Genomic DNA, 12,443 nt, shown 5'->3' on the forward strand with positions numbered 1-12,443 from the left:
GGCGGGGCTGTTCATAGCCCCGCCGGCGTTTGAGGCGCGGGGGTCTGGGGGCGGAGCCCCCAGGAGGCCCCGCGCAGCGGTCAACCCTTCGGGCGCCGCCGCAGCAGCCGCTTCGCCGCCAGGACCAGCGCCGTGCCCGCCGCGAGGACCAGGGCGCCCTTCGTGAAACTGCCGCTCCCCGAGCCGGCCGGGCCCTTCTCTCCGGCCGGTCCCGCCGCCGGCGGGGGAGTGGGGCCCGCGGCCGACGGGGTGGCGGCGGGGGCCACGGGGACGGCCACCACGCGGCTGTTCACGCCCTCCGCCCCGAACAGCAGCGTCCGCCCGTCCGGGGAGTACGTCACCGACTCCGCCTGCCCCTGCCAGGGCGCGTCCACCCGCTCGCCCTCCCCCTGCGGCCGGCCGTCCTTCCACGGGTACGTGCGCGCCGTGAAGTACCCGCGCAGCGTCAGCCGGGTGCCGTCCGGGGAGAACGCGCCGTCCGTCACCCACGGCACCTCCGCGACCCGCCGGAAGACGTTGCGCCCGTCCGCCGACAGCTTCTCCGGGCCCTCGTACAGCCCGCCGCCCTTCTCGTTCTTGCTCGCGATGTACACCCGGCCCGTCACCGGATGCACCATCAGCGCCTCCGCGTTGCGCGGCCCGTCCGCGTACACCGCCGTGAACTGCTCGGCCTTGACCGTGGCGTCGGCCAGTTCCTTCGGCTCCGGGAAGCGATAGATCCACACGTGGTCCCAGGTGCCGTCCCGGTTGTCCCCGATGTCACCGACGTACAGGTTCCCGTCCGGGCCCAGCGAGATCGCCTCCACGTCGCGCGGGGTGCCGATGCCGGAGAGGGTGATCCGGGCCACCGTCCTGCCCGTCGCCGAGTCCACCGCGTACACGTACGGGCCGTCGTCGCTGTCGTTGTGCGTCCAGTACACGCCCGGGTGGATCCGGCTGGCCGCCAGCCCGCTCGACTCCGTGATCCGCGGGTCGCTGATCGTGAACCCGGACGCGGCGGGGTCCGGGCTCCCGGTGGCCGGGGCGGCGCCGGAGGCCGCGGCGGCACCCGGCAGCAGCAGGCCCAGGGCGAGAGCGGCGGGAACGGCGGTCGTCGGCACGGTCAGCAGGCGCATCCCCCCAGCCTGCCAGCAGGCGGGCCGCGGCGCGCCGCGCCCCGTACCGGCCCCGGCGTGTCCGGCATCACAGGGGTTCCCGTCGTGTGATCCGCGATGATGACCGGATGCGTTTCATGTTCGTCGGCGACTCCATGACCATCGGACGCGCCGGCGACTACACCTGGCGCTACCGGATGTGGCAGCACCTGCGCGCCACCCTGGGCGACGGCTCCTTCGAGATCGTCGGCCCGCGCAGCGCGCTCTACGACACCGACGGCGACACGCCCGCCGGCCACGACTACGCCGATCCGTGCTTCCCCGAGCCCGCCCGCCGCCACCTGGCCGGCTGGGGCGAGGGCTGGCAGCACATGGCCCCGCTCATCGGGCCCGCCGTCCGCGAGGCCGGCGCCGACGTCCTGCTCGTCTCCCTCGGCCTGATCGACCTCGGCTTCTACACCAACGCCTACCAGACCGCCGCCAACGTCCGCGCCTTCGCCGCCGCCGCCCGCGAGGCCCGCCCCGGCATCCGGATGGTCTTCCTGCCGGTCATACCCAACGTCCGCGCCGAGGAGGACGCCCCCTTCGCCGCCGAGGTCGTCCGCTTCAACGAACTGCTCGCCAAGACCGTCGCCGACCTCGCCGACGCCACCTCGCCGATCCTGCTGGCCGCGCGCCCGGACGCGTACGACATCCACCGCGACACCTACGACGGCACGCACCCCAACGCCTCCGGCGAGCACCGCCTGGCCGGCGAGTTCGCCGCCGTCCTGCACCAGGCCTGGGGGATCGGCGGCCCCTACCGCCCGGCGGCGGACGCGTAACACACCCGTCTCGCGGGGGACTTGATTAGAGCGCACTCCAAGCAGTTGGCTTGGGCCCCATGAAGTACACGCAGCTCGGACGCACCGGCCTGAAGGTCAGCCGACTCGTACTCGGCACGATGAACTTCGGTCCGCAGACCGACGAACCCACCAGCCACGCCATCATGGACGCCGCCCTCGACGCGGGCGTCAACTTCTTCGACACCGCCAACGTCTACGGCTGGGGCGCCAACAAGGGCCGCACCGAGGAGATCATCGGCACCTGGTTCGCCCAGGGCGGCGGCCGCCGCGAGAAGACGGTCCTGGCCACCAAGGTCTACGGCTCGATGTCCCGCGAGGGCGAGACCTGGCCCAACTTCGACCGGCTCTCCGCCCTCAACATCCGCCGCGCCGTCGACGCCAGCCTCAAGCGGCTCCAGACCGACCACATCGACGTCTACCAGTTCCACCACGTCGACCGGCAGACCCCCTTCGAGGAGATCTGGCAGGCCGTCGAGGTCCTGATCCAGCAGGGCAAGATCCTCTACGCCGGCTCCTCCAACTTCCCCGGCTGGAAGATCGCCCAGGCCAACGAGACCGCCGCGCGCGGCGGCCGCCTCGGTCTCGTCAGCGAGCAGTGCCTGTACAACCTCGCCGAGCGGCGCGCCGAGATGGAGGTCATCCCGGCCGCGCAGGAGTACGGACTCGGCGTCATCCCCTGGTCGCCGCTGCACGGCGGGCTGCTCGGCGGTGCCATCCGCAAGCAGGCCGCGGGCGCGGCCGAGGGACGCAGCGCCTCCGGCCGCACGGCGGACGCGCTCGCCGACTCCACGGTGCGGGCGCAGGTGCAGGCGTACGAGGACCTGCTCGACAAGCACGGCCTGGAGCCCGGCGACACCGCCCTGGCCTGGCTGCTGACCCGTCCCGGGGTCACGGGCCCGATCGTCGGCCCGCGCACGCCGGAGCAGCTCACGTCCGCGCTGCGCGCGGTGGAGCTGGAGCTTTCGCAGGAGGTCCTGGCCGCACTGGACGAGATCTTCCCCGGCCCGGGCCCGTCGCCGGAGGCCTTCGCCTGGTAGGCGCGGTACGAGGGGTGGCCGCGGTGGTGCTCTACCGGCCGACCGCGGCCGCCACGGCGACGACGGCGAACATCAGCACGAGCACACCGGCCATGACACGGTTTCTGGTCTTCGGGTCCACCCGTCGAGACTAACGCGACCGCCCCCGGGCCCCGTGCCAGGGGCTGCGAGACTTCCGTCATGGTCACAGTCGACGACGTACGGCGGCTGGCGCTCGCGCTGCCGCGCACCGAGGAACACCTCATCCGCGACCGGGTGAAATTCCGGATAGGCCGGATCGTCTACCTCGCCCTCTCCCGGGACGAGACCCAGCTCGGCTTCGCCTTTCCCAAGGAGGAGCGGGCCGCGCTGGTCGCCGCCGAGCCGGAGAAGTTCCTCCTGCCGGGCGCCGGCGACATGCGCTACCACTGGGCGGAGGCGCGGATGGCGGCCCTCGACCCGGCGGAGCTGGAGGAGCTGGTCACCGACGCCTGGCGGATGTGCGTACCGGCCAAGGTGGCCCGCGCCCAGCTGGAGGGCGGCCTGCCGCCCGCGCCCGGGCTGGCCCGGCTGCGGGAGGCGGCCGAGGTGTTCGGGGCGTTCCCCGGGGTGGACCGCAGCTGGCTCGCGCTGCGCGCGGACACCGCGCCGGGGCTGGACCTGTCCGGCGCGGGGCACCGGGCGGCCCTGCACCGCTGGCTGAACGCGTGGGGCTGCCGGATCCGCTACCCGCGCGAGGGCGAGCGCGACCTGTTCGGGGAGGGGCTGGCGCACTGGTGGTCCCGGCACGGGGCCCTGCCGGAGACCCGGCTGGCGGCCCTGTCCGACCGGGAGATCGCCCGGCTGGCCGCCGCGTACGGGGAACTGGCCGCGCTTCCCGTGGGGCGCCGCAGCCTCGGGCCGACGGCCGCCGCCAAGGCGCTGTTCGCGCTGCGGCCGGACACGGTGATGCCGTGGGACGCCGCGATCGCGCAGCGGCTGTGGGGTGCCCGGGACGAGACGGCGTTCGCCCGGCACCTGACGACGGGCCGGGCGTGGGCGCGGGCCGCGCTCGCGGAGAGCGGCGGCCTGGACGAGGCCGCGCTGGCCTCGGAGCTGGGGCGGCCGGGGCTGCCGCTGGCCAAGCTGCTGGACGAGTACCTGTACGTGACGATCACGTACCAGGGTTCCTGAGGGCGTGCGCGGCGGTGCCGCCCCCGCAGGGCGGGGGCGGCACCGGGGCGGCCGTGTGTCAGGCCTTGCCCTTGAGCTTCGAGACCAGCTCGTTGGTCAGCTTGGTCGCGCCGGCCAGGCCCTTGTCGCCGTTGCCGCTGACCAGCACGGTCACCACGGAGTGGCCGACGCGTGCGGCCACCAGGGTGGTGCCGCCCATCCATTCGGGGTTGGTCTCGGTGATGACCCAGGCGCCGTCGCCCACCCCGGCGAGGGGCTTCTCGGTGATGGTCACCTTGCCGTGGGTCTGCTCGTCGGTGTAGCTCGGGCAGGCCTTGGAGAGCATGCCCAGCGCGCCGAGGACGGTGGTGGAGGTGGTGCCCTGGTAGACGTCGATCTCCTGGGCGTACTCCTCCGAGGTGTTCTTGTTGATGTAGGCGTCCTGGGCGAACGAGACGCCGTCGATGCCGGTGATGCCCGTCCACGCGGTCCCGCCGAGCTTGGTGCAGTCGGGGGTGGGCACCTCGGCGGCGACCGGCGGCCGGTAGCCGGGGCCGCTGTCGCGGGCGTCCGCGGGGTCGGCGGTGTAGCCGGCCGGGAAGAAGGAGGCGGGGGCGAGCGCGGCCTTGAGCTGCGTACCCGTCAGGAGGCCCTTGTTGGGGCCGTCGGTGGCCGGCGCCCCGGCGGGGGCGGCGGGGGCCGCGGAGGCGGCGGCCTTGACGGCGGCCTTGGCGGCCTCCTTGGGGAGGAGGGAGCAGCCGGTGAGCGCGAGCGGGAGGACCGCGACGGCGAAGAGGGTGGCGACGGGCGATATCTGACGCACGGTGTGGTTCGACCTCGTTGTTCGGGCGTACTGCTGACTCCGGCCGGCCACACCCCCGGCCGTCCCCCCGGCCCGCGCGGGGGAGCGCGGTGCGTCCGGTTCAGCGACAGGACTCGCGCATCACATCGGGCTGCCGCCGGAGCGGCAAGGGTTCAGCGGATCCTTTGCCTCCGGATGTAAAACCTTTTCCCGAAACCCTGCACGAGTGCCCGAAAAGTGCTAATGGCCGGTCAATGGCCATGCGCCGACGACCTCGTAGCGCGGCTGCTCGCCGGGGACCCCGGAGACGGGCAGGTTGCTGCGGACGAGGCTGAGGACGTCGACCTGCCAGGGCGTGCCCTCGAACCCGGAGAGGGCGTCCAGGCAGGGCCGCAGGTCGGCGTCGTCGTGCCGGGCGCGGGCGACGGTGAGGTGGGGGGTGTAGCGGCGGTGCTGCTCCATGGGCACCCCGGCCCGGCGGGCGGCGGCGTCGGCCCGCTCGGCGAGCATCCGCAGCGCGTCGAGCCCGCCGGCGGCGCCGATCCACAGGGCGCGGCGGCCGAAGTGGCCGGCGCCGTGGAGGCGGAGCGGGAAGGGGGCGCTGTGGGCCGCCGCCCGGGCGAGGCGGGTGTGCAGCTCGGGGAGGCGGTCGTCGTCGACCTCGCCCATGAAGGCGAGGGTGAAGTGCCAGCCGGCTTCGCCGGTCCAGCGGAGGTCCGTGCCGCTCGGCGCGGCCGCCACGGCCTCGCGCAGCTCGGCGACGGCGTCGGTGCTCGGCAGCACGGCTGCGAATAGCCTCACGCTCCGAAGATAGCCGCTGCGCGGGGCCTACTGGGGGCTCCGCCCCCAGACCCTCCCCCAGCTACCGCTGGGAGGTGCCCCCAGCGCCTCAATCGCCGGCGGGGCTATAAATAGCCCGCCGGCGATTGAGCCGGAAACGGTTACGCCGGGAAGCGGTGGTCGACCCAGCGGAAGGCGGCTTCGATGAGGGCCGCCGCCGCTGCCGCGATCGCGACCGCGATCCACGGCATCGTGACCCCCTCCAGCTTCAGCTGGAAGAAGTGCTGGAGCCAGGGGACGACCAGGACGACGAGGAACGCCGCCCCCATCGCCGCCACCAGCGCGACCCGCCACCACGTGTAGGGCCGGGCGATGATCGCCAGGACCCACAGCGAGGTCAGAAACAGCGTCAGCGTCGCCGCGCTGGTCTCCGCCGGCAGGGAGTCCGGGCCGGTGTAGTGGGCCCGGGCGATCAGGTACGAGGTGAAGGTGGCCACCGCCGCCACCACCCCGCCGGGGACGGCGTACCGCATGACCCGCTTCACGAAGTGCGGCCGCGCCCGCTCCTTGTTCGGGGCCAGCGCCAGGAAGAACGCCGGGACGCCGATGGTGAGGGTGGACAGCAGGGTGAGGTGGCGGGGGAGGAAGGGGTACTCCACCTGGGAGCAGACCACCAGGATCGCCAGCAGCACCGAGTAGACCGTCTTGACGAGGAAGAGGGTCGCCACGCGCGTGATGTTGCCGATGACCCGGCGGCCCTCGGCGACCACCGACGGCAGGGTGGAGAAGCTGTTGTTGAGGAGGACGATCTGCGCGACCGCGCGGGTGGCCTCGGAGCCCGAGCCCATGGATACGCCGATGTCGGCGTCCTTGAGGGCGAGCACGTCGTTGACGCCGTCGCCGGTCATGGCGACGGTGTGGCCGCGGGACTGGAGGGCGCCGACCATGTCCCGTTTCTGCTGCGGGGTGACCCGGCCGAAGACGGCGTTGCCGTCGAGGACCTCGGCCATCGCGTCCCGCTCGGCGGGCAGGTGCCGGGCGTCGACGGTGCCGGCGGCTCCGGGCAGGCCCAGCTTGCCGGCGACCGCGCCGACGGAGACGGCGTTGTCGCCGGAGATCACCTTCGCCCTGACGTCCTGCTCGTCGAAGTAGCGCAGGGTGTCGGCGGCGTCGGGCCGCAGCCGCTGTTCGAGGACGACGAGGGCCGTCGGCTTGACCCCGCTGGCCACCGCCGGGTCGTCGAGTTCGCGGGCCGAGCGGGCCAGCAGCAGGACCCGCAGCCCCTGTTCGTTGAGGCCGTTGATCTCGTCGAGCGCCGGGTCCCCGCTGGGCAGGAGCACGTCGGGGGCGCCGAGCAGCCAGGTGTTGTTCTCGCCGTCGCCCTCGCTGAAGCTGGCGCCGCTGTACTTGCGGGCGGAGGAGAAGGGCAGGGACTCGGTGCAGCGCCACTCGGCGCTGTCGGGGAAGGCGTCGATGATGGCCTGGAGGCTGGCGTTGGGGCGGGGGTCGGACTCGCCGAGGGCGCCGAGCACCTTCTTGACGTACTCGGGCTCCGCGCCGCCGAGCGGGCGCAGCTCGGTGACGTCCATGCCGCCCTCGGTGAGGGTGCCGGTCTTGTCGAGGCAGACGACGTCGACGCGGGCGAGGCCCTCGATGGCGGGCAGTTCCTGGACGAGGCACTGCTTGCGGCCGAGCCGGATGACGCCGACGGCGAAGGCGACGGAGGTGAGGAGGACGAGCCCTTCGGGGATCATCGGGACGATGCCGCCGACGGTCCGGGCGATGGCGTCCTTGAGGTTGTCGTCCTTGACGACGAGCTGGCTGATGATCAGGCCGATGGAGGTCGGGACCATCATCCAGGTGACGTACTTGAGGATGGTGGAGATGCCGGTGCGCAGCTCGGAGTGGACGAGCGTGAAGCGGGAGGCCTCTTCGGCGAGCTGGGCGGCGTAGGCCTCGCGGCCGACCTTGGTGGCCGTGAAGGCGCCGCCGCCGGCGACGACGAAGGAGCCGGACATGACCTGGTCGCCGGGCTTCTTCAGGACGGGGTCGGCCTCGCCGGTGAGGAGGGACTCGTCGATCTCCAGTCCCTCGGCCTCGCCGACGACGCCGTCGACCACCACCTTGTCGCCGGGTCCGAGCTCGATGACGTCGGACAGGACGATCTCGGAGGTGGAGATCTCGGCGGTGGTGCCGTCGCGGCGCACGCTCGGTTTGGCCTCGCCGATGACGGCGAGCCCGTCGAGGGTCTTCTTGGCGCGCAGCTCCTGGATGATGCCGATGCCGGTGTTGGCGACGATCACGAAGCCGAAGAGGCTGTCCTGGAGGGGCGCGACGAAGAGCATGATCACCCACAGGACGCCGATGATGGCGTTGAAGCGGGTGAAGACGTTGGCGCGGACGATGTCGGCGGTGGAGCGCGAGGAGCGCAGCGGGACGTCGTTGACGTCGCCGCGCGCGACGCGTTCGGCGACCTCGGCGGTGGTCAGACCGCCCGGCCTGAAGCGGGGGGCGGGGGGTTTCACGGGATGTACGGGGTCCAGCTCGGCCCCCGCGTCGATGGCGGCGGCGGGCCGCTCGGGCCCGTCATGGTCGATCCTCGCCCACTGGGTCATGTTTTCGACGGTAAAGGGCGTTTCCGCGCTTCACCCGCCGAGCGGCGGGAAGATCCGACTTCGGGATGAGGGGAATCGTCCTCGGGTCGGCCCGGGGCGGCCCCGCGGGTCCTACTCGGGCTGCTCGTCCCCGGCGGCCCGCGCCGCCCGCGCGGCCTCCTTCGCCGCGTGGGCCTTGAGCGCGGCGTCGCGGCCGCGGACGTACCAGATGCCGATCAGGCCGAGCCCGCCGCCGGCCGCGCAGGTCCACAGCCACCACAGCAGGTCCCGGTCGGCGAACCAGCCGTAGAAGGGCAGCTGGACGATGAACATGGCGAACCAGAGGATCGTGCCGCCGGTGATGGTGGCGACAACCGGGCCCTCCAGGGGCTCGGGCGCCTCGTGCCTTGGGGTCCACTTCGCCATGCCGACTAGTCTAAGTGGCCGATTTCGGAGTCTACGCGCGGAGATGGACTGCCCTCCGTTCATGTGTTCATACTGAAACGGTTTGCCTACGGCCGGATTGCTTCGTAGGAACCCCTAATTCGACTCAGTTTGAGGACCGCATGAGCACCTCGGCACCCGCCGCGGCCCCCACCAGCGGCCTGGACCGCTTCTTCAAGATCTCGGAACGCGGCTCGACCGTGGCCCGCGAGGTACGGGGCGGCTTCGCGACCTTCTTCGCGATGGCTTACATCATCGTGCTGAACCCGATCATCCTGGGCAGTGCGAAGGACATGTACGGGCATCAGCTCGACGGCGGCCAGCTGGTCACGGCCACCGTCCTGACGGCCGCCTTCTCCACCCTCCTCATGGGTGTCATCGGCAACGTCCCGATCGCCCTGGCCGCCGGCCTCGGCGTGAACACGGTCGTGGCCCTCCAGCTCGCCCCGCGCATGAGCTGGCCCGACGCCATGGGCATGGTGGTCCTGGCCGGCTTCGTCGTGATGCTGCTGGTCGCCACCGGCCTGCGCGAGCGGGTCATGAACGCCGTCCCGCTGGGCCTGCGCAAGGGCATCGCGATCGGCATCGGCCTGTTCATCATGCTGATCGGCCTGGTGGACTCCGGCTTCGTCACCCGCATCCCGGACGCCGCGCACACCACGGTCCCGCTCCAGCTCGGCGGCAACGGCCACCTGCACGGCTGGCCCGTCCTGATTTTCGTCGTCGGCGTGCTGCTCACGCTCGCGCTGCTGATCCGCAAGACGCCCGGCGCGATCCTGATCTCCATCGTCGCCCTGACCGTCGTCGCGGTCGCCGTGCAGCTGATCGCCGACCTGCCGGACCTCGCCTGGGGCCTGACCGTCCCGCAGTGGCCGGGCAACCCGGTGGCCGCGCCCGACTTCGGGCTCGTCGGCCAGGTCAGCCTCTTCGGCGGCTTCGGCAAGGTCGGGGTGCTCACCGGCATCCTGTTCGTCTTCACCGTGCTGCTGTCCTGCTTCTTCGACGCGATGGGCACCATCCTCGGCGTCGGCGACGAGGCCAAGCTCACCAAGCCCGACGGCACCTTCCCCGGCATCAACCGGGTCCTGCTGATCGACGGCCTGGCCGTCGCCTCCGGCGGCGCCACCTCGTCCTCCGCCACCACCTGCTTCGTGGAGTCCACGGCGGGCGTCGGCGAGGGCGCCCGCACGGGCCTGGCCAACGTGGTCACGGGCGGCCTCTTCACCGTCTCGCTCTTCCTGACCCCGCTCGCCACGATGGTCCCCTCGCAGGCCGCCACCCCCGCCCTCGTCGCGGTCGGCTTCCTGATCCTGGCGGGCTCGGTCCGGGACATCGACTGGAGTGACTTCACCATCGCCGTCCCGGCCTTCATGGCCATGGTGATGATGCCGTTCACCTACTCGATCACCAACGGCATCGGCATCGGCTTCATCAGCTTCTGCGTGCTGCGCCTGGCGGCGGGCCGGGGCCGGGAGGTCCCGGCCGCGATGTACGCCGTCTCGGCGATCTTCGTCTTCTACTACGCGATGCCGGCCCTCGGCCTCACGTGAGCCCGTAGAACTTCTCCGTCTCGTCGACGGCGGCCTTGAACCGCTCGTCGAAGTCATCGCGAATGAGCGTCCGGACGACATAGTCCTGGACGCTCATTCCGCGTTTGGCGGCATGGTGCCTCAGCCGCTCCAGCAGCTCCCCGTCTATGCGCATGCTCAGCACATGTGTCCCCATGCCGAAAGGGTCGGGCCAGAGGGTACGCGTGCGTGCCCCTTTCCCCGCCGGACTCACCCGTACGAGTGATCCGGCCGGATCCGGTTCCGCGGACCCGCCCCGAGGCCTTCCGTCACCCCCTGCGTTCGTTAGCCAGAGTAATGAGTTATTCTAAGTACATGCCAGACCTCTCCCATGGCGACGACGCTGCCGCCGTGAACGACCTCCGCTCCGCCGTAATGCGGCTGGGCCGGCGCCTGAAGCACCAGCGCGTCGACGAATCGCTGAGCCCGACCGAGATGTCGGTCCTCGGCACCCTCGCCCGCTGCGGCCACGCCACCCCCGGTGAGCTCGCCCGCAAGGAGCACGTCCAGCCGCCGTCGATGACCCGCATCGTCGCGTTGCTGGAGGCCAAGGGACTGGTCAGGCTGGAACCGCACCCCGACGACCGCCGCCAGAAGGTGGTCAGCCAGACGGAGGAGGCCGAGGCGATGCTCGAAGAGAGCCGCCGCAAGCGCAACGCCTTCCTGGCCGGGCTCGCCGCAGAGCTCACCGAGGACGAATGGGCCAAGCTCCGCGCGGCCGCCCCCGTCCTGGAGAAGCTCGCGCACCTATAGGAACGACGCCAGGAGGCGAACGCTTTTGAGTACCGGAACCGGAGGGAACTCCGCACCCGGCCACCTACCCACCCCCCAGACCCCGAGCACGGACAGAGGACCGGGCACCCGCTCGAACTCCATGTTCAGCTCACTGAGGATCCGGAACTACCGGCTCTTCGCCGCAGGCCAGGTCGTCTCGAACACGGGCACCTGGATGCAGCGCATCGCGCAGGACTGGCTGGTCCTCTCCCTGACGGGCTCCGCGTCCGCCGTCGGCGTGACCATCGCCCTGCAGTTCCTGCCGATGCTGCTGTTCGGCCTCTACGGAGGCGTCCTCGCGGACCGGCTGCCCAAGCGGCCGCTGCTGATCGCCACACAGACCGCCATGGGCCTCACCGGCGTCGCGCTGGCCGCCCTCACCCTGGCCGGGAACGTCCAGGTGTGGCACGTGTACCTCGCCGCGTTCCTGCTCGGCCTGGTCACCGTCGTGGACAACCCGGCCCGGCAGACCTTCGTCTCCGAGATGGTCGGCCCCGCGCAGGTCGCCAACGCCGTCAGCCTGAACTCCGCGAACTTCCAGTCCGCGCGGCTGGTCGGCCCGGCGATCGCCGGCGTGCTGATCACCGCCGTCGGCTCCGGCTGGGCCTTCCTGCTGAACGGGCTGTCCTTCGCGGCGCCGATCGCCGCGCTGCTGATGATGCGCACCCGCGAGCTGCACCGGGTCGAGACCCAGCCGCGCGCCAAGGGGCAGCTGCGGGAGGGCCTGCGCTACGTCGCCGGCCGGCCCGAGCTGGTCTGGCCGATCGTCCTGGTCGGCTTCATCGGCACCTTCGGCTTCAACTTCCCCATCTGGCTGTCGGCCTTCGTCGACGACGTCTTCCACGGGGACGCGGGCACCTACGGCGTGTTCAACACCCTGATCGCGGCCGGCTCCCTGGCCGGCGCCCTGCTCGCCGCCCGCCGGGGCAACACCCGGCTGCGGCTGCTGGTGACGGCGGCGGTGCTGTTCTCCGTCCTCCTGCTGGTGACGGCCTTCGCGCCCGGCTTCTGGCTGTTCGCGGCCCTGCTGGTGCCGGTCGGGATGTTCGGGCTGACCGTCAACGTCGTGGCGAACTCCAGCGTCCAGATGGCCACCGACCCCGAGATGCGGGGCCGGGTGATGGCCCTCTACATGATGGTCTTCACCGGCGGCACCCCCGTCGGCGCCCCGCTGGTCGGCTGGATCACCGACACCTACGGGGCCCGGCTCGGCATGGCCGCGGGCGGCCTGGTCTCCCTGGCGGCCGCGGTGGCCGTCGGCCTGATCCTGCGCCGCGTCGGCAACCTCCGCCTGCGCGTCGGCCGCCACGGGCTCACGTTCGTCCCGGCGGCCCCCCAGCGCGAACTGGCCCCGGCGGCGTAAGCCACCGGCCG

Annotated in this window: 12 protein-coding genes; 6 read left to right on the plus strand and 6 right to left on the minus strand. The window is 72.2% G+C overall.

The window, feature by feature from the left end; all coding sequences use genetic code 11:
• Positions 1-80 precede the first annotated feature (80 nt).
• Complete coding sequence (locus ABT403_RS05950) at positions 81-1,115, minus strand: WD40 repeat domain-containing protein (protein ID WP_344162832.1); 1,035 nt, start codon at positions 1,113-1,115, stop codon at positions 81-83.
• Positions 1,116-1,222: 107 nt separating this feature from the next.
• Here ABT403_RS05950 and ABT403_RS05955 point away from each other — a divergent pair, with 107 nt between their 5' ends.
• The 3 genes from ABT403_RS05955 (at position 1,223) to ABT403_RS05965 (ending at position 4,128) form a co-directional block, all read left to right on the plus strand.
• Positions 1,223-1,918 carry a GDSL-type esterase/lipase family protein gene (locus ABT403_RS05955; RefSeq protein ID WP_344162835.1) on the plus strand — a complete coding sequence of 232 codons (696 nt, stop codon included), beginning with the start codon at positions 1,223-1,225 and terminating at the stop codon, positions 1,916-1,918.
• A gap of 59 nt (positions 1,919-1,977) precedes the next feature.
• Positions 1,978-2,976 (plus strand): aldo/keto reductase, encoded by a 999-nt coding sequence (locus ABT403_RS05960; protein ID WP_344162838.1) that lies wholly within the window; start codon positions 1,978-1,980, stop codon positions 2,974-2,976.
• Between the two features lie 180 nt (positions 2,977-3,156).
• Positions 3,157-4,128, plus strand: coding sequence for an MmcQ/YjbR family DNA-binding protein (locus ABT403_RS05965; protein WP_344162841.1), 972 nt, complete (start codon positions 3,157-3,159; stop codon positions 4,126-4,128).
• Between the two features lie 58 nt (positions 4,129-4,186).
• On the opposite strand, the gene ABT403_RS05970 is transcribed toward ABT403_RS05965, so the two are convergent.
• From ABT403_RS05970 to ABT403_RS05985, 4 genes are all read right to left on the minus strand, one after another.
• Complete coding sequence (locus tag ABT403_RS05970) at positions 4,187-4,930, minus strand: hypothetical protein (RefSeq protein WP_344162843.1); 744 nt, start codon at positions 4,928-4,930, stop codon at positions 4,187-4,189.
• Between the two features lie 219 nt (positions 4,931-5,149).
• Positions 5,150-5,710 carry an RNA 2',3'-cyclic phosphodiesterase gene (gene thpR / locus ABT403_RS05975; protein WP_344162845.1) on the minus strand — a complete coding sequence of 187 codons (561 nt, stop codon included), beginning with the start codon at positions 5,708-5,710 and terminating at the stop codon, positions 5,150-5,152.
• A 140-nt stretch (positions 5,711-5,850) separates the two neighbouring features.
• Positions 5,851-8,304 carry an HAD-IC family P-type ATPase gene (locus tag ABT403_RS05980; protein WP_344162847.1) on the minus strand — a complete coding sequence of 818 codons (2,454 nt, stop codon included), beginning with the start codon at positions 8,302-8,304 and terminating at the stop codon, positions 5,851-5,853.
• Positions 8,305-8,415: 111 nt separating this feature from the next.
• A complete protein-coding gene (locus ABT403_RS05985) occupies positions 8,416-8,709 on the minus strand; it encodes a DUF2530 domain-containing protein (RefSeq protein ID WP_344162850.1) in 294 nt (97 codons plus the stop codon).
• Between the two features lie 140 nt (positions 8,710-8,849).
• Between ABT403_RS05985 and ABT403_RS05990 the strand changes: the two genes are divergently transcribed.
• Complete coding sequence (locus ABT403_RS05990; protein WP_344162853.1) at positions 8,850-10,277, plus strand: NCS2 family permease; 1,428 nt, start codon at positions 8,850-8,852, stop codon at positions 10,275-10,277.
• Here the strand turns inward: ABT403_RS05990 and ABT403_RS05995 are convergent.
• Positions 10,270-10,452, minus strand: a complete 183-nt coding sequence (locus tag ABT403_RS05995) for a hypothetical protein (RefSeq protein ID WP_007265601.1) — start codon at positions 10,450-10,452, stop codon at positions 10,270-10,272. The genes ABT403_RS05990 and ABT403_RS05995 overlap by 8 nt on opposite strands.
• A gap of 158 nt (positions 10,453-10,610) precedes the next feature.
• On the opposite strand from ABT403_RS05995, the gene ABT403_RS06000 reads away from it, so the two are divergent.
• Together ABT403_RS06000 and ABT403_RS06005 are read left to right on the plus strand one after the other, a co-directional pair.
• Complete coding sequence (locus tag ABT403_RS06000) at positions 10,611-11,048, plus strand: MarR family winged helix-turn-helix transcriptional regulator (protein WP_344162859.1); 438 nt, start codon at positions 10,611-10,613, stop codon at positions 11,046-11,048.
• Positions 11,049-11,073: 25 nt separating this feature from the next.
• A complete protein-coding gene (locus ABT403_RS06005) occupies positions 11,074-12,432 on the plus strand; it encodes an MFS transporter (RefSeq protein WP_344162862.1) in 1,359 nt (452 codons plus the stop codon).
• The last annotated feature ends 11 nt before the right edge of the window (positions 12,433-12,443 follow it).

Source organism: Streptomyces sp. NPDC000075, assembly GCF_040301925.1.
In the GTDB taxonomy this organism is placed as follows: domain Bacteria; phylum Actinomycetota; class Actinomycetes; order Streptomycetales; family Streptomycetaceae; genus Streptomyces; species Streptomyces polychromogenes.